This window comes from Streptomyces sp. CB01580 (genome assembly GCF_001905795.1).
Lineage (GTDB): Bacteria > Actinomycetota > Actinomycetes > Streptomycetales > Streptomycetaceae > Streptomyces.
On sequence record NZ_LIXJ01000018.1, the window covers coordinates 1 to 21,438 of the forward strand.

The following is a 21,438-nucleotide window of genomic DNA, read 5'->3' on the forward strand; positions in this document are numbered from 1 at the left end:
CCCGACCATCGACCACAAGACGGCGAGCCCGGTCATCCCCGCCTACACCCCACCCGACGCCGACCCCACCGACCTCCTCTCCACCCCCTACGAAGCCCTCTGGCTGATCACAGGCCCTAGGTGGCGTTATCGCGAGGAAAGAGACGGGTGAGTACAGTCAGCCTGTTTGGGTCGCCAACGTCACTGATCCGTGCCGCTTGCGTTGGAGGCTTCTCGCGCCTTCAGCCACGCCGCCCGTTGGCCGTCCGAGAATAAGGGCGAGGCGATATCTGCCTTCGACGACCCGTTCTGGCGCCGGTACTACTACGGCCACGGCTGGCTGCAGGACATGATCGACGGCGCGCGGGACATGGCCAAGGCCCTCGGCCAGTACGCCGACGTTGTCCACAAGGCCGTCAAGCACCTCGAACAATGAGCTGGAGATCATCGGCGCCACCATCGTCGCCGGAACCGCCCTCGCGGTCCTCACGCTCGGCATCTCAGAAGTCGCCGCAGCCGCCACCCACGTACCGGGCCGTCAACAGTCCCGGCCGAGCAGCTCCATGGACTCGAACAGCGGGAGTTCGATCGTCCGGCCGGTGACCGCGCCCCGGACAGGCGCCTGGGCCTTGCCCAGCTTGAGGCTGTGCTTCTCGCCGACGGCGAGCAGGACGGCCTTCAGGTCGTCCGCCTTCCAGTCCGCGACGGTGGCCAGCTCGGCACGGGCGTCGGGCAGTACATGCGGCCGGCCGACGATCCGAGTGTATCCCTGACCGTTACAGGGTCAGCAGGCGAGGTCTACAGCAGAGGCAGCGAAGTCGTCATCAAGCTGCCGGGACGCGTCGTCCTTCACCTGCAGAACGTCAGCGTCGAAGAGCATGGAGGCCAGCGCCTCGGTCAGGGGTGGGGGTACGGCGTTGCCGATGATGACCTGAACCTCGGTGCGAGTCAGCTCGTAGCGAGGCTTGACCCTCTCGTCGACGAACTTGAAGTAGTCCGGGAAGCCCTGGATGCGCGCGGCCTCGTGGGCGGTCAGACATCGAGGAACAGCAGGGTGGACGAAGCGTCCGCGACCCATCGTTGCAAATCCGCTGGTAATGGTCTGAGACGGACGATCCCACCATAGACGGCCATACATGGCGGTGTAATTGTGCTCGCCCCGGTGGCACTCGGGGCGCTCTTCGTTCGGTAGATTGTGCTCGTCATTCTCGAAGAGGTACTTCATGCGTCGCTGGTTGTCCGCGTTGGGTACGGCAGCTTCATCGAAGAATGACTTGGCGGAAACGTCGAGCAGGTCGCCGATCGCCCAACGCAGATCACGCGGTGCGGCATTGTGGTTTTCGATCTTCAGCAGGTCGGCAGCCGAGAAGCCAAATGGCAATGCGTCCTCGCGGACGGCCAGCAATATGTGGCGCTTGCGTGTCTGAGCGACCCCGAGCTTGAGTAGGTCGATACGACTGGTGGCAACCTCGTATCCGAGCTTCTTGAGGTGAACGATGGCGCGGGAGACCACCTGCTGCTTGTCATTGACAACGGCCAGCACGTTCTCGATGACGACTGCGCTGGGGCGCAGGACCTCTGCGGCACGAGCCATGCGCAGGTATAGCCGGTTCTTGGGGTCATCGCGACGGGTGTGGTTGTTGAGGTTGCTGTGCCCCTGGCAAGGTGGCCCTCCGATCAGGAGATCCACCTCGCCCACCGTCGTGAGGGTTTTGTCCTCCTGAGCGGTCAACGGGGCGCCGAGGTCACCATCGAAGAAGGACTCAACGGTTCCCTGTTGGACGTTGGCCTTGGGGAAATTGGCCTTGAAGACCTTGGTGGGAGCCGCCTCGAAATCAACCGCGAGACGAACATCGAGCGAGACGCCATGCTTGTGTGCCGCCTGGGCGATACCGAGGGTGAGGCCACCGCAGCCGGCGAAGAGGTCCACGACTCGTAGGGAGCCTTCGCCCTCCTCAAATTTCGGCCGCCGCTTGGCCCGCAAGGGGTGTCGCTCACCCACGTGTGACCCCCATCTGCACTTGCTTGTAGAACCGGCGGAACGAGCGGTCATCGTACTCGATCAAGGGTGATCACGCGCTGCAGACCGGTACCTACGCACCGTCTGACGTGCCGATCACGACGGTTCTGCGACCTACCCTCCGGCATGCGCCGCCCCCTGAACGAGCTCGTCAACGACGACCACCCTGCGCCCCCCGCTGCTACCGCGGTGTCTCCAAGGCCGACGGCCCGCACTTCCCGGAAGTGAGCGTAGTCAACACCGAGCGCTGCAGAGCCGAGCGGGGTGATCACCGAATCTCAACGCCCGCGGCACAGTCACGCGCTGTCGGGCACAGGCAGTTTCACGCCTAGTCGCGGCATTTGATCTACCGTCAGGCTCACTGGCAGCTAAAATTCTGCAGCTCCCGGCTCGTTCGACGAAGGACAGCAGCATGCCGCTAGAGGTCAACAAACACGTCCAACGGATACGTCGCTACCAGCCGTTCGACGTCGACACCTCTGAGATGGTCTACGAGCGGGCAGACTGGACACAGCCACAGTTCCCCGTCGTGACGCTGGATTACCTGCTGAACGCCATCGAGCGACAGACCACGAAGACCGTCGTCCTCACCGGAGACGCTGGGCACGGCAAGACGAGCCTGTGCGCCAGCCTACTAGCCGCACTACGGTCCGATGGTGAGCCGATCACACCAGATGTCCGGAAGGCAGTCTTCCTTGAGCTGTCCGAGGCGGAAGGCGCCCGCCCTGTCGGCCGGACCCGTAGTGGACGCCCGCTGTACATCCTCAGCGATCTCAGCGAGCTCAGCCCCCAGGCCGGCGCTCACAAGCTCGTGGAGCTTCTTGACCCTCCGGATGAAGGCATCGCGATCATCTGCGCGAACGAGGGGCAACTGCGCAAGTGCGTCGCCGAAGATGACAACCCTGGTAAAGGTGGCACGGGGCGCGCCAAGGTTCTGGTGCAGACCCTCACGGAAGGCATAGTTCGCGGGCAGGTCAGCGACCCCGATGGCGCAGTCACCGTCATTAACCTCAACTACCAGTCCGTAGCCACCGACAACTCCAACGGTGGGCTCATCTCGTGGGTCCTGAAGCAGTGGACAACGACTCAATGGTCGCGGTGGAAGCCGTGCGAGACCTGTGATGCACGGGAGGTCTGCCCGATCCTGTCCAACCGCAAGGAACTGAACGATCCCACCCACGGGCCTCAGCGCCGGGCCGCGATCCGGGACATGTTCGCCGCGGCCGAGCGGACCGGGGCCGTAATCACGACACGGCAGGCGCTTTCGGTGACCAGTTACATGCTCACCGGCGGCCTGTCTTGCGAGGACGTCCACGCCAAGTACCAGCGGTCGCATTCGAACCGGTTGTGGCAGGCTCCCCACTTGTACCACCAGGCGCTCTTCGGCGACCGGTTGAGCCAGCAACAGCGTCATCTGGTTCCTGCCTTCTTCGCGCTACGGAAGCTGGACCCAGGCAGGGTCTCCCGTCGCCAGGTCGACGACCGACTAGACCCAGACATGGCAGGCGACTTCCCTCCCGCGGACGCCAGCAGCTACCTGCAGAAGGTTCGCACGAATCGGGACGCCCAGAAGCAGGCCGAACAATTGCGGGGTGTGTACACGTTCCTGCGACGAGCCGATTTCTTCAACAGCGACGACGACAAGGACCGCTTCGCCCGCATGGGCTTGCAAGCCGGCGACGACTTTGTGCGTGTCCAGGACAAGAGCCGGGACCCGGCAGACACCAGAGTACGAGACGGTTTCCTCAAGGGCCTGGAGGCGGTCCAGGGCATCCACCGGGCAGCAAGCAACCCTGACTTCTTCGTGCTTGACCCCGCCTTCTTCACACACCGTGCCCGCGCGGCCGTGATCTCCCGGCGAGTGCCCAGCAAGGGCGTTGAGGTGGTCGACCAGGTCACCCAGTGGCAAAGGGAAGCCGGCACGAGCGCCACCCCCGAGATGCGGAACGCCGTCGAGTGGCTCAACCGGGCCATCTACATCCGGATCCCGTCCGTCGCCTCTGACCAGGACGTAGTCTCGGTGGAAGCAGACCTTCTGCGCTTCGAGTTGTTGACACGGTGGGCCGCGGGCCTGCGTAGCGAGGTGCAGCACGAGGCAGAGATCCGCGGCCTGAGCGGGTCCCTGGCTGAGCTGGCTGACTCGTCGAACCAGGACGACGAGATCCAGGTACTGGTGGGCAACGTCATGCGAAAGCTCATGATTGACGTCGGCGACAAGATCAGGTCGGTGCGTGCGTAATGGCTGATCGTTCCAAGGCCGAGGTCGTGCTTCGCCTCTTCGGGGTGAATCTCGAACAGCAGGGCCGCGGGTTCTACGTCCCGCTTGAGATGCTCGCGATTGCCCGTGGCGTCTACCTGGCGCACCAGGAAGACCCAGAAAAGTTCGCAGGACTCCTGGATAACAGACCCGATACGTTTTACAAGAGGACCTCGCACGACCTGGCCCGGCGGATCGCGACCAAAGCTCGCATAGTTGAGGGCGAGGAGGAACTCGGCAAGGCCGTCGAGCTGGACTCTCCCGAGACGCTGGAAACACTTCACGCCCTGTTCTCGTCCTTGTTGGTTGAGATCCCCGGGCGTCGTAGCCAGCCCAGTTGGTTCGGCGCACACATCTATCCGTTCGTCGGTGAGCTCATCCACTACGACGCAGTCGAACGACGAGTCAAGCAAATCGATTCCAAGAAGGGCGCGAAGAAGCGTAAGCAGGCCAGCAAAGTTGCCGCCGGCATCAACGCTCCGAGTATCGAGCGCTATCTCTACCGCGGTGCTGGGAGTTGGGCCTACAAAGTCCTTCGTATCGACCCCGATCCTGTCCGCAAGGAAGCGACCCGACAGGGCATGTGCGACCTCGTGGAGGACAGCGGAACCCCGTTGGGCAACCTTGCCAAGGCCCTCAGTGCGCACGACTTCGACTACGACGAAGCGCCCGTTGAGGGTTCAGACGCAGGAATCGAGCTGCATGAGGACCTCAGCCCGTGGCCCGATCTGTTGCGGGAAGGGACCCGAAACATCGTCACTCGGACGGCTACGGTCCCCAGGGCCAAGCGTACTGAGAGCCTCATGCACTGGGTCCCCTACTGCTTGGCACGCCACCAGCTGCACCTCGCACGCACCAAGCTCCGTGCCACCAACCGCGAGTCGATCCTGTTGGACTTCGGTAACGAGGCAACCCCTCTGCGCAGGGAATCGCAGAAGAACCTTGCTGGATTCCGCAACGACATCGTCAAAGCGATCAATGTCCAGGCTCAGGTAATGATCGACGAAATCGAAGAGGAAGGCGATGAGGAAAAGAAGCGCCGCTACGGGAGATTCACGAAGGAAGGCGGCACTGCGGTCGCCTCACCCCGAGCGTTCTTCAGCGAGACCCTCGCTGCTGTCGGAGCGCTGAACGCGACGGCCGGGCGCCGACACTTCACCATGAAGCCCCCGATGCTCGAGGCTCTGGTCTCTGCCACCGTCGCGCAGGACGCGGAGATGGAGTTCGACAAGTTCTGCACGCTGCTGTACGAGAAGTATGGGCTTGTGATGGAGGACAAGGTCGCGGCAGCGAGCCCGTTGGCCTACGAGGTCGACCCTTCGGTCCTTGACCACAACGGCAAGGCGTTTCGGGAGAAGCTCGCCGCTATTGGCCTGCTCACTCAATATTCAGATGCAACCAGCATGGTTCGAGGGGAGCCCCGGTGACCAACAGCAGCATCCGAGCGCTCGGTCGGTTCGTCGCCGACGAAGCGCTCCGCAAGGTCACTGAGGCCAATGGAGCCCGAGCCGTCCTACGGGTCAGCGGCTTCGACCGGCCGACCGTTGCTGAGGCTCTCCGTCGCACTGCCCAGCAGCTGTTGGGCTCGCCGGACCGTCAGGTTGTTGTCAAGGTCGGCACCTCGGAGCCAATCGAAGGTGTACCCGCCGAATACCTGTTGGGTCCGCAGGACCAGCTGACCAAGTGGCGCAATTCAGGTCAGGGCAAGGCGGTGTTGCTCTTCGAGTGGGGGCAGTCGCCGGACGCACAGGGGTTGGCGGCCATGAACGCCCTGAACGATGCCACGATCCTGGGCAACTACCGCGACTCCTCCGGTGAGCGCGGGTTCGACAGATTCATGGCGGAGGCATGGCGGGAAGCGGGGGGCATCGGCACTGTTCCAGCCGCGATGGGCACCGTTCTGCCGGAGATCTGGGGTGCCGTCACCGATGAGGAGCCCCGGTCCTTGCATCGCTGGGCTGCCTTCCTAGTCGACACTGCGCAGAAGGTCGCAGCAACTCAGGTCCGCACCCCTGACGTGGTCTACCCGGAGGTCTCTGCTGCCCTGCCGGCTCTTGACCTCTTCCCAGACCGAGGACTCTTCATCAAGCCCGCCGCGCTGCCCACCCGGATCAAGAAGAACGTCTCGGTCAGTGCCTTCAAGCAGCCCACGGGCAAGGAGATCACCGAGGACGACCTGATAGACCGCATAAGCGCGACCGAGTTCAGCGAGGAGTCCCTGGACCACATCGGTACGGACTCCGAGACTGCCAAGGCACTCATGCGCAGCCTCGTACTCAACCTCAATCGCAGTGGCTCCACCCCGCAGGATTCTCGTCAGCTGCGCCGTGAGCAGGACCTGACCCTCTGGCTGGAAGTCTTCGAGCAAAAGTCCAAGAAGATCGGCCTGGGCCAGCAGGTCCGGCAGGAGATCGAGAAGGCCGACTCAGATCGGGTCGACGAGTTCGACGCCATGGTGATCGAAGATGCACTCGACCTCGGAGATCAGGAAGCCGCACAGCGCTTCCTTGACGAGGCTCCTATCGGCGGGGCGGAACCGCTGGCCGACCTGCTGTCCAAGCGGTCGCGCCGCAAGGTCGAGAAGCTTGCCTTTCCGGACTCTCAGTTCGTCCAGGACCCACTGCGTGCCCTGCTGCGCGAGCTGACCTACTTCTCCGATGAAGAGGAAGGCTCCGTCGTCGTCGGGCTTGAAGGCAACCAGGAAGCCGGACGGTGGAGCCGCTGGCTGTTTGCTTTCCTGTATGCCAACACCCTGGATGACGTCGGGGAATCCACCGGTCTTCGCCTGACTCTGGACGTCAAGAATTGCCTGTTGGACCTGACCAAGCCGCCCCTTCCGGAGGAGGACGAGCCGTTCGACCCGAACACGGAGTGGGCCCCGCTGCGCATCCTGGTTGAGATGGACGGCGCCCAGCGCCGCTTTCGCTGGGACCCTCTTGGCATCCCGGGGCAGATCGCCCTTGCAGCCCTCATCCACGGCTGGCGAACTCCCCCTGGCCATGCCAGCAAGCTGACCTTCGACACCTTCCTCGAGAAGTTCAATGACCCCCGGCAGTGGCAGGCCGACGAGCCCTTGCCTGACTCTGCATCACAGTTTGCCAGCCAGCTGGAGCGCCTCAGGCTTGAGCATTTCAGCCGGTTCTGCAACGGTCTTGACGCTGGGAAGATCAACGATTACGTACGCGAGTGGGAAGGCGTGCTCCGCGAAGCTCGCACCACCCTGGTTCCCGACAACGCTCCGAACGCTGACCTTGAGGCTGTCGTCCTGACCGATGTCGTAGGGCTGGCCGACCACCGCATGATGATGCTGGCCACTCACCCGCTGAAGCTGCGCTGGCTGGCAAAGAACTACGAGGAGGCTGCTGACAGCATCGTGACCGCCCTGAACAAGGAGGGAGGTCTGAGCCTCAACCAGGAAAACGATGAGCTCTTCTTCGATGCCATCGACCGTATCTCCCCACATGGGACACCGGCGGTCCTCGTTGGTCCCGGCGGCACGATTGCCATTCCGATGCGGGAATCGGCCGGGCACGAGGAGTACGCACCGGTCCGCTACGGCGGAAACGAGTCCAAGGACTGGCTCTCCAGCGTCGACGAGACCGCGATCGACGAGATGGTCCGCGTCATCACCGACTACCTGACGACATACCCCCACAAGCTTGATGGGCTGCGCGTACTGCTTCTGGACCGCAACGGCGACCCTGTCCTGCCGATGCGCGTGGCCAAGCAGATGCGGGCCAAGAACCCTCGTCTGAAAGTCGATCTGGTTGTACTGGCTCCGCAGGCCACCCACCACGAGATCATCCAGGGTTTCGACCTGCAGTTCTCCGGTGCAGAGATGTCCGACGACAGCTTCCTGCCCGACGTCCAACTGATCCTTAAAGCATGGGAGCCCGACCAGGAAGCAGATCTGTCAGGACTGGAGGACACCGTCGACCTCGCTCTGGCGCCAGCACTGTTCGGCACGCAGACGAGCATGAAGGAGAGCACCAAGAAGGTGTCCTTGACGGGTTCCTTCAACCCGTGGAAGCACGCCGCCTCACACAACCTGGCTCAGACCAGCCAGAACGTCGTGAGAGCGCTGTTGCCTGAGACCGCCGACGAGACTCTTGAGTCCTGGTCGACCTTGTGCGTTCGCTACGACCGCCGTTCCCCGGTCTCCCGGGAAAGTGTCGACGGCATCGACTACTTCGAGATGCAGGTGCAGTTCGACCAGCACCAAGACCTGTTCGAGACCCTGCACCGTGTGGCCCACTGGGTCGTCACTCTCGATAGCTTCATCGGCCGTGAGCAGATCGACGCCTTGCGCAACCGCCCTGACGTCATCCTCGTCAAGCCCAGCGTCGGCAAGAACGAGTCCTACACCCTCATTGTCAGCTCGCAGACCGGTCGGCAGTTCGTCGTCCAGCGACTGTGCCGCCGCCTTGAGCAGATCGGTGTCGTCACCCCGCATGACTCGGAAAGCACCGCCAAACGAATCTACGAGGTTGGCCGCAACGTGGCCCCTGGCGCTGTGCTGCGATCCCTCGGTATCGGCACCACGGTCAACGAAGTCGTGGGCCTGGTTGCCACGCGATTTGTCATCGACCAGCAGTTTCCCGTCTCCCGGCAGGGCACGAGCCTGGTCACGTGGATCAGTTTCGACGAGCACCACCGCTGGTTCGGCCGCAAGACCCGCGCCGACATCGGTCGGTTTGTGCTGACGGTCCAGGACGACGGCACGGTTAGGCTGGATGTCCTGGTCGCCGAGTCCAAGTTCCGCCAGACCTTCGACGTCGGTTTGGCTGAGGAACAGCTCAACCGCACCACCGACCTGTGTAGGGATGCCTTCCGTTCGGACGGAGAGGCTCGACACGACCGTCCATTCTGGCTGGACGAACTTGCCGCCGCGATCGCTCAGACCAGCGGAAAGGCCACGCCGGCCGAAGACCTTCCAGCTCGCACCCTGATCGGCAATGACGACCACCGCCAGGTCGAGGCGAAGGTCCTTGACGCCCTACGCTCCGAGGATGTCCAGCTGGGCCACGTCACCGGCGTTGCCGTGGCTATCTCGGCCGAGGACGATCAGCCGGCACCCGCGGTTGGAAGCCTCGGCAGGCACACCCTGGTGAGGTTGAACAAACGGGAACTGCTGAACCTCATTGGTGCTCTGCGCGCCAAGCAGGATCCCACCAACGCCGATCCTCTTGTTCTTTCTGGGGTCCCCGGCGGGACCGCGAAGGCCGCTGAAAATGCCGTCAACACCTCCCTTGTGGGCTTCGTCGCCGAACCACTCGCTCCGGAGGAAGCAACGGCAACTGCAGAGGTTGGCGGGGTGGCTGCTCGAACAGTCCTGCCAGGAGCGGTACTTACGCGTCACCCTGCCGCAGAGGCAGATCCTGCCCCTCTGAGGGCTTACCGTGGTGGGCTCTCCGACGAGGAGCTGGCGCTTCGATACAACAAGATCGTTGACGTTTTCGCCCGCCACAAGGTTGCGGTCACTGCACCGGAGGTCGGCAAATGGCAGGAGGGACCCGGCTTCTACATCTTCCGGTTCATCCCCAATCCGGGGGTCACCGTGGACAAGCTGACCAACCGCCGCGACGAGATCTTTCTGGCCCTGGCACTGCCCTCCGGGTTCAGTATTCGCACTCGCAGCGATCGCGGCTCCGTGCTCTTCGAGATCCCCAAGGTCGACGACGAGAAGTACGGGGTCGACGCCAAGGCGCTGTGGCAGCGGTGCCCGGTCGATCTCGAGAGCCTCATCGCCCCGCTGGGCGCTGACATCGAAGGCAACCCGGTCACCATTGACCTGTCCTCCGCAGACTCACCGCACTTGTTGGTGGCCGGCACTACCGGATCAGGAAAGTCCGTCGCGCTGGACACGATCCTCAAGGGCCTGGCCCGGTACGACAAGAGCGACCTGCGTCTCCGCCTCGTTGATCCCAAGGGCACCGAGCTTGTCGACTTCGAGGACGACCCGCACCTTGACGGCGTGATCGGCATGGACGCTGCCGACGCCATCGAGATGCTCGAGGAAACCGTCGAAGAGATGGCCGTGCGCTACAAGGACATGAAGGCGATCCGCACACGCAAGCTCGTCGAGTACAACGCAAAGGTGGGCAAAGCGGAACGAAAGCCCTGGATCGTCATCGTCCTGGACGAGTACGCCGATCTCACCAGCGATCCCGAAGAGAAGAAGCAGATCGAAACACTGCTCAAGCGCCTGACACAGAAGGCCCGCGCTGCGGGTATCCACGTCATCACGGCCACGCAGCGACCGAGTGCAGACGTCATCTCTACGACCATCCGCTCCAACTTTCCCGCCCAACTCGCCCTGCGCGTCAAGACGGCGACCGATAGCCGCATCATTCTGGACGAGACTGGAGCCGAAGCTCTGGCCGGACAAGGTGACGCCTTTCTACACACGGCTAAGAGCACCACGCGACTGCAGGTGGCCTACGACGGGAACTGACCGGGTCTCGCTCATCTCCTAGAGGGACGCGACGGTCAGGAGGTCTTCTTCGGATGCTTTGAGGCTTGGACCTCCTGCCGCCGGGCCGCCACTGCCTCGATGACAGTGGCGGCACACGCCTCTGGTTCGAGGTGTTCCCAGAAACGGAGCACCAGCCAGCCTGCCTCCGTGAGGCGGTTGTCTGTGTCCCGGTCGCGTTGGATGTTCCGGCCGATCTTTTCTTCCCAGTACGGCCGATTCGTCTTGGGCATCACGAAGTGCTCCGGGCAGCCGTGCCAGAAGCAGCCGTCGATGAAGACTGCGACTTTCGCAGGGCGGAAGACCATGTCGGCCGTGCGGCGCATCTTCGGGAGCGGCTTTGCCGCTACCCGGTAGCGCAGTCCAGCGGCGTGGACAAGCGAGCGGAGGAGCAGCTCGGGCTCAGTATCACGACTCCGGTTGCCAAGCATGCTCCGCCGGGTCGCGGCCGACGACGCCCACGACCCCTCCGGCAGTGTCCACTGCTCGGCCGGCGCTTCTGGTACTTCTTGCTCGCTCATATTTCCAGCAGCTCAGAGACAGCTTCCGCCAGGGGGTCCCGCCTGGCGAGGACCTGTTCCTGTCCGTCCAGCTCTATTCTCGGCGCTTCCCCGTGCCGAGGGCGGGCGGTCGCAAGTCTCGCACCCACGGACGCCACCCGGCTGCACACCGACCTACCCGATCGCTGCAACGGGGATGGCCTCGCGGCGGCGGGATCTCCACTCACAGAGTGCCGTCCTGCAGCAGTGCCTTGAAGGCGTCTACCTCTCGCTGCAGCACAATGCGCCCGTCGCCGTCGCTGAACGCCAGAATCCGGCCACCTGCATCCAGGCCCGCCTCCGCGAGGAGCCCCAGCGGCAGGGACACGCGGCCGTCGTCATCGATCTGCAGTTCTGCTGGTTCGCGTATCACAATCGCAGTCTGCCAGCCTTCATGGTGGGCTGCCCTGACCGTTCCGGTGATCAGCCGTCCAGGAGCATCACTCTCTGTGATATGCAGATCCGCGAACGGGACCAGGTCCCGCCCGAACCTCATTCGGGACGAAGTACGGCGTGGGTTCAGGCCACCAAGCGCCGTAGGCGGTTGATGGCCTCGTGGAGGACATCGTCCTTCTTGCAGAAGGTGAAGCGGACCTGGGTGCGGCCGGCGTCGGGGTCGTCGTAGAAGACGGAGTTGGGGATGGCGACGACGCCGCAGCGTTCGGGGAGGGTGCGGCAGAAGGCGTAGGCGTCTTTCTCGCCGAAGGGGGTGATGTCGGTGGTGATGAAGTACGTGCCCTCCGGCTCGTAGACCTCGAACCCGGCCGCCCGCAGGCCGTCGCCGATGAGGTCACGCTTGCGTCGCAGGTCGGAGCGGAAGCCGTCGAAGTACGCGTCCGGCAGGCGGAGCGCCTCGGCGATCGCGTACTGGAAGGGGCCCGCGCTGACGTAGGTCAGGTACTGCTTGGCTGTACGGACAGCGGAGACAAGCGGGCCGTCCGCCATGACCCAACCAACCTTCCATCCGGTGAAGGAGAAGGTCTTGCCGGCGGAGGAGATGGAGACGGTGCGCTCGCGCATGCCAGGAAGGCTCGCGATTGGGACGTGGGTGGCTCCGCCGAAGGTCAGGTGCTCGTACACCTCATCGGTGACCACGAGCAGGTCGTGCTCGATAGCGAGCGCGGCGATGGCGCTCTGCTCTTCGGCCGTGAGGACCATCCCGGTCGGGTTGTGAGGGGTGTTGAGGAGTAGGAGGCGGGTCTGCGGGGTGATCTTGTCCCTCAGCTCGTCCAGGTCTGGGCGGAAGGACGGGGCGCGCAGGGTGAGCGGGACGCGCTTCGCGCCGGCCATCGCGATGCAGGCCGCGTAGGAGTCGTAGAAGGGCTCGAATGCGATCACTTCGTCGCCGGGCTCCAGCAGTGCGAACATGGTCGCCGCGATCGCCTCCGTCGCGCCCGCGGTGACCAGGACCTCCGTGTCTGGGTCGAGGCTCAGGTTGTAGAAGCGGCGCTGGTGGTCGGCGATCGCCTGGCGGAGCTCCGGGATGCCTGGGCCCGGCGGGTACTGGTTGCCGCGGCCGTCGCGCAGGGCTCGTACGGCGGCCTCACGCACTGATTCCGGGCCGTCCGTGTCTGGGAAGCCCTGGCCCAGGTTGATCGCGCCCGTCGATGTCGCCAGTGCCGACATCTCCGCGAAGATCGTCGTCCCGAGCCCGTTCATCCTGCGGTTCAGCAGCGGCCTGCCGCTCATGTCTCCACCGTCCTCACCCGTGTCCGTCGATGCTTCGAGCGCCATCCTGGCCGATGCCCGGGCGGGCGGTCACGCGGTCAGTGCCCAATAGGTGCGCGAGCAGGGATTGACCCAGCCGACCTTCCAGCCGGTGAACGAGTACGTCTTGCCGGCCGATCCGATGGTGACGGTGCGCTCGCGCATCCCGGGGAAGGTGGCGAGCGGGAGGTGCTCGCCCTCGAAGACCAGGTGCTCGTAGACCTCGTCGGTGACGACGAGGAGGTCCCGTTCGCAGGCCAGCGCGGCGATCGCGCCGAGCTCCTCGCGGGTGAGGACGGTCCCGGTGGGGTTGTGCGGGGTGTTGAGCAGGATCAGCCGGGTGCGGGGGGTGACGGCGGCCCGAAGCTCGCCGAGGTCCAGGCGGTAGGTGCCGGTGGCCGCGTCCGGGTGGAGGGTGACGGGGACGCGGACGCCGCCCGCCATGGCGATGCACGCGGCGTAGGAGTCGTAGTACGGCTCCAGGGCGATGACCTCGTCGCCGGGCTCCAGCAGCGCCAGCAGGGACGCGGCGATGGCCTCGGTGGCGCCCGCGGTGACGAGGACCTCGGTGTCCGGGTCGAGGCCGAGCCCGTAGCGCCGCCGCTGGTGGTCGACGATCGCGGCGCGCAGTTCGGGGACGCCGGGGCCCGGCGGGTACTGGTTGCCGTGCCCGGCGCGCAGGGCACGTACCGCGGCCTCCCTGACCTCCTCCGGGCCGTCGGTGTCGGGAAATCCCTGGCCGAGGTTGATGGATCCGGTCCGTACGGCAAGCGCCGTCATCTCCGCGAAGATCGTCGTGCCGAACTCGGCGAGGCGGCGGTTGAGCAGCGGTCGTCCCTGAGTCATGGCCGCCATCCTGCGCGCAAGCTCTGGAGTTGCTCAAGTCTGATTTCGGCGTACGGGGGCGGGGCATCCCCCGTACGAGAACGCCGCCATGATGTGAGCCGAACGGCACGACGACGTGTCGGACGGACGACGGCGCGTGAAGAAGCGGGGGACCTCGCTTCGGGGGAACGGAAGGACGTGAGGTCGATGAAGATATTCGTCGGAGTGGTGATAGCGGTCGCTGTGATCGGGCTGCTCGTCTCGCTCGTGGTGAAGGCCGGTGGCCGGAAGAAGACGCGGGGGAGGGGCGGGCGTCGGGGCGGTGACGGCGGTGACGGCGGTGGCGGCAGCTGGTGGGCGGGCGACAGCGGTGGGGGTACGTCCTGCGGAGGCGTCAGCGACTCGGGCGGTCACTCGGGCGGTCACTCGGGCGGCCACTCGGGAGGCCACTCCGGGGGGCATTCGTGCGGGGGCGGCCACTCCTCCTGCGGCGGGGGCGGCTGCGGCGGAGGCGGCGGCGACTGATACGGCGCGGACGGCCCGCGGCAGTCGGTGCGGCGCGAAGTCGCCGTGGCGCGGTCGGGTCGCCCGTGGTGAGTCGTCACGGAGCACCCGGACGAAGAAGAGTTGGTGCGAGCGCATCGCAACAGCGCGGTGAATGCGATTAGTTGGCGCAGAGGCTGACGCGGGCGTGGCTGATCCGCGTCCGCCGCGGAGCCTCGTGCCCCGATGCCCGGCCCGCGTACGAGGTCGGTGTACGGAAGGTGCCCGGTGGGTGAACTCCCGCCGGGCGCCGTTTTGTTGGGACTTTCGCGAGTTATCCGGTGAACAGATGAACCGGGGGGCCCCCGGGCGGATGGAAACCACGGCAAGTTGGGCAAAAACGCTGTGGACGAGGCTTACTTCGTGATTCCCTCGGTGGAGAGAACATTCAGCCCTCGGACCCGAGTTGGACCTGATCGGGCGCTTCCAAACCTCCCACGTGCATCGCGTCGGAGGCGTCCCCTGTCCATGTGTCCACGCTTTCTTGCGGAGCCGACCCATGCTCACGACCCTCCAGACGGCCTATTCCGACACCCGTGCTGCCGACCTGGCCTGGGCGTTGGGGCGCGAACCGCTCCCCGCCCTGGCCGTGCTCGACCTCGATCTCGCGGGAGCCCGACTGCAACTGCGCCTGCTCGGCGCCTCCCACCAGGTGCTCCTGGAGGAGGAGCACGGCAGCTGTTCCGAAACCGTCGCGTGTATTCCCGGCAGCAGCACGCCGTTGCCGCTCGGCGTCGCCAAGCGGCTCGGTGAGTGGGAGTACGAGTTCGCGGCGCGCGTGGAGACGCTCTCGGCGGGTTCGTTCGCGGGGCGGGCGCAGGAACTCCTCGCGCTGGTGGCCGATCATCCGCACGGTCTCGCCGGGACGTTCCCCGGCAGTCCGCACGCCTTCACGGCGATGCTCGCCCAGCGGACCGGGGAACAGGTGCGGTGGCGGACCTGGCACGCGTACCCGCAGGAAGGCCGGTTGGTGGTGACGCGTACGCGTGTGGGGGTGCGGATGTCCGCGGCGGCGGCGCTCTGAGTCGGGTCGAACTCCTTCGGCGCCGGCTCCTTCGGAGCCAACTCCTTTGCGAATACGCCGCTTACACCCTTGTGGGTGACCAAAAGCCACCTTCTCGTAACGTAGCGTTCGCCACATGATCGACCAGCAGGTCTCGCTGCGAGGGGGCGCGGCACATCTTCCCGTACGGCCGAGGACCGGCCGCTGGTTCGTGCTGTCCGCCGTCTTCGTCTGCGCTGCCTGCGGCCTGGTGTACGAGCTCGAACTGGTGGCGCTCGCCTCGTACTTGATCGGTGACTCCGTCACCCAGGCATCCGTCGTGCTCTCCGTGATGGTGTTCGCGATGGGGGTCGGCTCGCTTCTCGCGAAACGTTTACGCAGCCGGGCAGCGGTCGGCTTCGGGCTGATCGAGGCGCTGCTCGCGCTCGTCGGGGGTTCGTCGGCGGTGGTGCTGTACGCGACGTTCGCCTGGTTCGGGGAGTCGCGGTACGCCCTGGTGGGTTTCTCGCTCGCGATCGGGATCCTGATCGGCGCGGAGATCCCGTTGCTGATGACGCTGATCCAGCGCGTCGACCGGCAGGACGCCGGGGGCGCCGTCGCGGACCTCTTCGCCGCCGACTACGTGGGCGCGCTGGTCGGCGGGCTCGCGTTCCCCTTCCTGCTGCTGCCGATGCTCGGACAGCTCACCGGGGCGCTGTTCACCGGAGCGGTCAACGCGGCGGCGGGCGGGGCGCTGGTGCTGTGGGTGTTCCGGCGGGACCTCGCCCCGCGTTCCCGGTGGTTGCTGCTCGTCGTCAACGTGGCGGTGATCGCCCTCCTCGCCGTCGCCACGGTGCTGGTCGACGACTTCGAGCGGGCGGCGCGGCGCGCGGTGTACGGGGGCGGGGTGCGGGTCGCCGTGCAGACCGGGCTGCAGGAGGTCGTGCTGACGGGGACGGGGCGCGGCTCGCTGGACCTGTACCTGGACGGGCGGCTGCGGGTCAGCGCGCGCGACGAGTACCGCTACCACGAGGCGCTGGTGCACCCGGCGATGGACGGGCCGCGTGCCCGCGTGCTGATCCTGGGCGGGGGCGACGGGCTCGCCGCCCGGGAGGTGCTGCGCTACCCCGACGTACGCGGCGTCACCGTCGTCGAGCTCGATCCCGGTCTCACCCGGCTGGCCCGTACCGATCGCGCCCTTTCGGCGCTGAACCGGCATGCCTATCGCGACGCCCGGCTGACGGCCGTCGACGCGGACGCCTTCGCCTGGCTGCGGACCGCGCGCGACCGCTACGACGTGGTGATCTCCGACCTGCCCGACGCGGGGATCTCGGCCAGTACGAAGCTCTACTCGGCGGAGTTCTACGGGCTGGTCGCCGAGGTGCTGGCGCCGGGCGGCCGGGCGGTGGTGCACGGCGGTCCCCCGGTGTCCCGGCCGCGTACGTACTGGACGGTGGAGGCGTCGATGAGGATGGCGGGCCTGCACACCCGCCCGTACCGGATCAGCGGCCGGGTCACCGATTTCGCGGCCGGGCCCGACCGGGCCACGCACCGGGCGCAGGCCGAGCACGGCTGGGGCTTCGTCCTCGCCGGCACGGAACGCGCTCCGGCGCTCCGGCTCCCGCCGTCGGCGCCGAGGCTGCGGTCGTTGACGGAACGCTCGCTGGAGCGCGCGGGACGGGACGCGGAAGATGCCCGGCTGCGCGGTCTGCCGCCGTCGACGCTGGTCCACCCGCGGTACTGGGAGGGCCGGTGAGCCGGGGGAATCGGTGGTGGGCGGGGAGGGAGCCGGTGGGGAGTCGTGGTGGGCGTCGGCGGGAAGTCGCGGTGGGCGTCGGCGGGCGATGGCGGGGAGCCGGTGGGGGGCGTCGGCGGGGCGCGTGCAGGGAGCCCGCGACGTGGAACCGCTGACGTGACGGCCGGGGCTGAGTAGGCTCGGTTTCCATGGAGCATGAGGTGTTCGTTCCGGTTTCGGTCCCGTCCCTGCGGCGGACGCTGAGTGATCGTGCCCGCGTCGCACGCTGCGTGCCCGGGCTGCAACAGGACGCCGACGCGTCGGCCGACCCGCTGTCGGGCCGGCTGCGGATCCGGGTCGACGGCCACACGATCACGTACCGGGGTGCACTGCGGCTCACCGTCGTGCCGCAGGGTGGTGCCGACGGCAGGGCGGCTTCGGAGAGCCGGGAAGGCCCGGAGAGCGCGGAGGACCAGAGCCGGGGAGGCTCGCGGCGGTGTGATGTCCTGGTGGCGGGTGAGGGCGTCGAGGCCCGGGGCGGTGGCTCGGCGAAACTGACGCTGACGATCGGGCTGACCGAGCGGGACAGCGGTACGGCGATCCTGTTCGCGGGCACGGCGACGGGCGACGGCCGCATCCTGGACCTGGATCCGGCGGCGGCGCTCGCGACCGCCGTCCGCCTGCTGGACCGTTTCACGCAGCAGCTCGTGACGGAGACGCTGACGGACGGCGAGTCGGCCGAGGGCCCGGAGGACAGCGGCCCGCAGGACGGCGGCGCGCAGGACGACGACGGCCTGCGGGACAGCGGCGCGGGCGGCCAGGCGGACGAGGCCGCGACCGCGGATGGTCCGGCGGGTGAGGTCACGGGCGGCCCGGCGGATGGATCCGTGTCCGGCCATCCGGAGCGCGAGGCCCTTCGCGGTAGGGACGACGCCGACCTCGACGACGCCGAGCGGACCGTGGGAGAAGCGGTGGAGCAGGCCATCGAGGAGGGGGCCGAGGAGGCCGACACGACCGGCGCGGCCACCGCCCGGCCCGCCGCTCCCGGGAGCACCGGCGACGACGACACCGACGGCGTGGACGACGGCGTCGACGACGAAACGCCGCCCACGCACGAGACCGCCCCCGACGAGGCGCCCTCCGCCGAGAGGCCCCCGGGCACGGGTTCCGTCTTCGACGCCCCCGTGCCCCAGCCGTCGCTCGACCCGGAGGAGGAGGCCGAGTTCACCGTCCCCGACGGTCCCCCGGCCGAGGCCGCGCACGCCCGGCGCACCATGATCGGCCGCAGTGCCGAGGAGGTCGACCACGCGCCGCCGCGCGGCAGGTACGCACCCGTGCCGTCACCCGATTCGACCACCGCGGGAGTCACACTCCGCTGGGTCGCCCCCGCCGCCGCGCTCGCGCTCGCGTCGGCCGTCGTGGTGGGCCGGGCGTTGCGACGACGGAGGTAGTCGCGCCAGTAATGTCGGTCGCGTGAGTAGCAGTGAGAAGGACGTCCGGCTGTCAGTCGGCGACGCAGAGCTGACCGTGAACCCCGCCAACGGCTGCCGCATCGGCAGCCTCCGGATCGGTGGCACCGAACTGCTGCGGCAGGGGGAGCGGTACGGCTCCTTTCCGATGGTGCCGTGGTGCGGACGCACCGGGTACGGGCTCTTTCACAACGGCGACGTCCCGCACCGGTTGCCGCTGAACGCCCCGCCGCACGCCATCCACGGGACCGGCAGGGATACCGCCTGGCGCACCGCCCGGGTGGGCGAGCGGGACGCCTCGTTCTACTACGACCTCGCCGACCCCTGGCCGTATCCGGGCCGGGTGACCCAGACCTTCGAGCTGTCCGAGGACTCGCTGGTGCTCGCGCTCGGGATCGAGACGTACGAGAACTCGTTCCCGGCACAGGCCGGCTGGCATCCCTGGTTCCTGCGCAATCTCGGCGGCGGGGGCAAGGACGTGCAGGTGGCCTTCGACGCGGCCTGGCAGGAGGAACGGGGCGAGGACCATCTGCCGACCGGCCGCCGTCTTCCCCCGCTGCCCGGCCCCTGGGACGACTGCTTCGGGATGCCGGACGGTGTCGATGTGACCCTCACCTGGCCGGAGCAGCTGGAGCTGACCGTGAAGAGCCGGGCCGAGTGGGTCGTGATCTACGACGAACAGGCGGAGGCGGTCTGCGTGGAACCGCAGTCCGGCCCGCCGAACGGGCTGAACACCGACCCCCGGTACGTCACCCCGATCGACCCGCTGGAGATCCGGACGACCTGGAACTGGCGCAGGCTCTGACCAGTGCCGACATGGGGCGGTTCCGGGATGGGCCGGTGCCGGACTCGGCCGGGTAGAGGCACGGGCACGGGTGCGGGACCGTGATCGGGAAGGGGCCGGGCACGGGTCCGGGCCGACCGGGAAGAAGTCGGGCCGGAGTCCGGGAGCGGACCGGTCGGTCAGCGGCACGGGTCCGGTGGGTGCGCGACCGGGCCGGACTCGGCCGGGCATCGGCCCCGACATGTGCGCCTTAAGCTCGTCACCATGAATGACGTACGTGCTGAGCTGCTCCAGCAGATCAAGGACAAGGCCGTGGTACACGGCAAAGTGACCCTCTCCTCGGGTCTTGAGGCCGACTGGTACATCGACCTGCGCCGCATCACGCTGGATGGCAAGGCCGCCCCGATGGTCGGGCAGGTCATGCTCGATGCCACCGCGGAGCTGGACTACGACTGCGTGGGCGGGCTGACTCTGGGGGCCGACCCGGTCGCCACGTCGATGCTGCACGCCGCCGCCGCGCGTGGGCAGGAGCTGGACGCGTTCGTCGTCCGCAAGGCGCAGAAGACGCACGGGATGCAGCGCCGCATCGAGGGCACGGATGTGAAGGGCCGCCGCTGCCTGGTCGTCGAGGACACGTCGACGACGGGTGGTTCGCCGCTGACGGCCGTCGAGGCGGTGCGCGAGGCCGGCGGCGAGGTCGTCGCCGTCGCCGTGATCGTGGAGCGGGGTGCGGCTCCGGCGATCGCCGAGGCCGGGCTGCCATACCTCCACGTCTACTCGGTGGCGGACCTCGGTCTGGCCTGATACGGGGTCTGACCTGCGGTTTTCTTCAGGGGCGGGCGGTTTCACGTGAAACCGCCCACCCCTGAAGCATGCCCTGGGCCGCCCGGCAGGGCCCCGTGTGCATAGGCCGGGTGGAGCCGTGGCGGGAGTCTGGGAAGATGGGGACGACGATGATGTCGCCCCCAGGTCAGGGAACCAGCACGCACACCCGCAAATCCCAAGGAGCGGACACATGCCCATCGCAACCCCCGAGGTCTACGCCGAGATGCTCGACCGGGCGAAGGCAGGCAAGTTCGCCTACCCGGCCATCAATGTGACATCGACCCAGACCCTGCACGCTGCACTGCGTGGCTTCGCCGAGGCGGAGAGCGACGGCATCGTCCAGATCTCCACCGGCGGCGCGGAGTTCCTGGGCGGTCAGTACAACAAGGACATGGTCAGCGGCGCTGTCGCCCTGGCCGAGTTCGCGCACATCGTCGCCGCCAAGTACGGCATCCACGTCGCGCTGCACACCGACCACTGCCCCAAGGACAAGCTGGACGGCTACGTGCGTCCGCTGCTCGACATCTCCGCCGAGCGCGTCGCCAAGGGCCAGAACCCGCTGTTCCAGTCCCACATGTGGGACGGCTCCGCCGAGACCCTCGCCGACAACCTGGCCATCGGTCAGGAACTGCTGGCCAAGGCCGCCGCCGCCAAGATCATCCTTGAGGTCGAGATCACCCCGACCGGTGGCGAGGAGGACGGCGTCTCGCACGAGATCAACGACGAGCTGTACACGACCGTCGACGACGCGCTGCGCACCGCCGAGGCGCTCGGCCTGGGCGAGAAGGGCCGCTACCTGCTGGCCGCCTCCTTCGGCAACGTCCACGGCGTCTACAAGCCCGGCAACGTCGTGCTCCGCCCCGAGCTGCTGAAGGACCTCCAGGAGGGCGTCGCCGCCAAGTACGGCAAGGCGTCCCCGTTCGACTTCGTCTTCCACGGCGGGTCCGGCTCCACCGAGCAGGAGATCGTCACCGCCCTGGACAACGGCGTCGTGAAGATGAACCTCGACACCGACACCCAGTACGCCTTCACCCGCCCGATCGTGGACCATGTGTTCCGCAACTACGACGGCGTGCTGAAGGTCGACGGCGAGGTCGGCAACAAGAAGGTCTACGACCCGCGCAGCTGGGGCAAGTCCGCCGAGGCGGGCATGGCCGAGCGTGTGACGAAGGCGTGCGCCGACCTGCGCTCCACCGGTACCAAGCTGAAGTAACGCAGGCAACGGACGTACGGAAGCTACGCACGTACGGAAGCAACAGGCGTACGGACGTAGCGGACGCGTAGAAGCAGCCGAGACGTGC

At 66.9% G+C, this 21,438-nt stretch carries 15 protein-coding genes and 2 pseudogenes; 11 read left to right on the forward strand and 6 right to left on the reverse strand.

Features of this window, described 5'->3' with window-relative positions; genetic code table 11:
* The first annotated feature begins 190 nt into the window (after positions 1-190).
* Entirely contained in the window at positions 191-415 is a 225-nt protein-coding gene (locus tag AMK22_RS23890) for a hypothetical protein (RefSeq protein WP_073788172.1), read from the forward strand.
* A 102-nt stretch (positions 416-517) separates the two neighbouring features.
* Here the strand turns inward: AMK22_RS23890 and AMK22_RS41145 are convergent.
* Both AMK22_RS41145 and AMK22_RS23900 read right to left on the reverse strand, forming a co-directional pair.
* Positions 518-715, reverse strand: a pseudogene (locus AMK22_RS41145) (glutamate--tRNA ligase); the annotation flags it as partial.
* 48 nt (positions 716-763) lie between these two features.
* Positions 764-1,909, reverse strand: a complete 1,146-nt coding sequence (locus tag AMK22_RS23900) for a DNA cytosine methyltransferase (protein ID WP_073788174.1) — start codon at positions 1,907-1,909, stop codon at positions 764-766.
* A gap of 502 nt (positions 1,910-2,411) precedes the next feature.
* On the opposite strand from AMK22_RS23900, the gene AMK22_RS23905 reads away from it, so the two are divergent.
* From AMK22_RS23905 to AMK22_RS23915, 3 genes are read left to right on the forward strand one after another with little or no spacing between them, the layout of a single operon-like run.
* Positions 2,412-4,238 carry a hypothetical protein gene (locus AMK22_RS23905; RefSeq protein ID WP_073788176.1) on the forward strand — a complete coding sequence of 609 codons (1,827 nt, stop codon included), beginning with the start codon at positions 2,412-2,414 and terminating at the stop codon, positions 4,236-4,238.
* Entirely contained in the window at positions 4,238-5,683 is a 1,446-nt protein-coding gene (locus tag AMK22_RS23910; protein ID WP_073788178.1) for a hypothetical protein, read from the forward strand. Before AMK22_RS23905 ends, AMK22_RS23910 begins: the two co-directional genes overlap by 1 nt.
* Positions 5,680-10,710 carry an FtsK/SpoIIIE domain-containing protein gene (locus tag AMK22_RS23915; protein ID WP_073788180.1) on the forward strand — a complete coding sequence of 1,677 codons (5,031 nt, stop codon included), beginning with the start codon at positions 5,680-5,682 and terminating at the stop codon, positions 10,708-10,710. Before AMK22_RS23910 ends, AMK22_RS23915 begins: the two co-directional genes overlap by 4 nt.
* Before the next feature lie 35 nt (positions 10,711-10,745).
* Here the strand turns inward: AMK22_RS23915 and AMK22_RS23920 are convergent, their stop codons facing one another.
* The 4 genes and pseudogenes from AMK22_RS23920 to AMK22_RS23935 form a co-directional block, all read right to left on the reverse strand.
* Positions 10,746-11,249 (reverse strand): very short patch repair endonuclease, encoded by a 504-nt coding sequence (locus AMK22_RS23920; protein WP_073788182.1) that lies wholly within the window; start codon positions 11,247-11,249, stop codon positions 10,746-10,748.
* A 202-nt stretch (positions 11,250-11,451) separates the two neighbouring features.
* Entirely contained in the window at positions 11,452-11,763 is a 312-nt protein-coding gene (locus AMK22_RS41150; protein ID WP_242434108.1) for a hypothetical protein, read from the reverse strand.
* 23 nt (positions 11,764-11,786) lie between these two features.
* Positions 11,787-12,956 carry a pyridoxal phosphate-dependent aminotransferase gene (locus AMK22_RS23930; RefSeq protein ID WP_073788184.1) on the reverse strand — a complete coding sequence of 390 codons (1,170 nt, stop codon included), beginning with the start codon at positions 12,954-12,956 and terminating at the stop codon, positions 11,787-11,789.
* 108 nt (positions 12,957-13,064) lie between these two features.
* Positions 13,065-13,820 (reverse strand): annotated as a pseudogene (locus AMK22_RS23935) (aminotransferase class I/II-fold pyridoxal phosphate-dependent enzyme); the annotation flags it as partial.
* Between the two features lie 186 nt (positions 13,821-14,006).
* Here AMK22_RS23935 and AMK22_RS23940 point away from each other — a divergent pair.
* The 7 genes from AMK22_RS23940 (at position 14,007) to fbaA (ending at position 21,350) form a co-directional block, all read left to right on the forward strand.
* Entirely contained in the window at positions 14,007-14,324 is a 318-nt protein-coding gene (locus tag AMK22_RS23940) for a hypothetical protein (protein WP_073788186.1), read from the forward strand.
* A gap of 517 nt (positions 14,325-14,841) precedes the next feature.
* The gene (locus tag AMK22_RS23945; RefSeq protein ID WP_073788188.1) at positions 14,842-15,366 is read left to right on the forward strand and encodes a DUF2617 family protein; all 525 of its coding nucleotides are present in this window, start codon (positions 14,842-14,844) and stop codon (positions 15,364-15,366) included.
* Between the two features lie 115 nt (positions 15,367-15,481).
* A complete protein-coding gene (locus tag AMK22_RS23950) occupies positions 15,482-17,080 on the forward strand; it encodes a polyamine aminopropyltransferase (RefSeq protein ID WP_073788190.1) in 1,599 nt (532 codons plus the stop codon).
* 188 nt (positions 17,081-17,268) lie between these two features.
* On the forward strand, positions 17,269-18,510 hold the full coding sequence (locus tag AMK22_RS23955) for an SRPBCC domain-containing protein (RefSeq protein ID WP_443333316.1): 1,242 nt from the start codon (positions 17,269-17,271) through the stop codon (positions 18,508-18,510).
* A 22-nt stretch (positions 18,511-18,532) separates the two neighbouring features.
* Positions 18,533-19,333: an aldose epimerase family protein gene (locus AMK22_RS23960; RefSeq protein ID WP_073788194.1), complete on the forward strand. Its 801-nt coding sequence runs from the start codon at positions 18,533-18,535 to the stop codon at positions 19,331-19,333.
* Positions 19,334-19,576: 243 nt separating this feature from the next.
* Entirely contained in the window at positions 19,577-20,116 is a 540-nt protein-coding gene (pyrE, locus tag AMK22_RS23965; protein ID WP_073788196.1) for an orotate phosphoribosyltransferase, read from the forward strand.
* 211 nt (positions 20,117-20,327) lie between these two features.
* Positions 20,328-21,350, forward strand: a complete 1,023-nt coding sequence (gene fbaA, locus AMK22_RS23970; protein WP_073788198.1) for a class II fructose-bisphosphate aldolase — start codon at positions 20,328-20,330, stop codon at positions 21,348-21,350.
* Positions 21,351-21,438 lie beyond the last annotated feature (88 nt).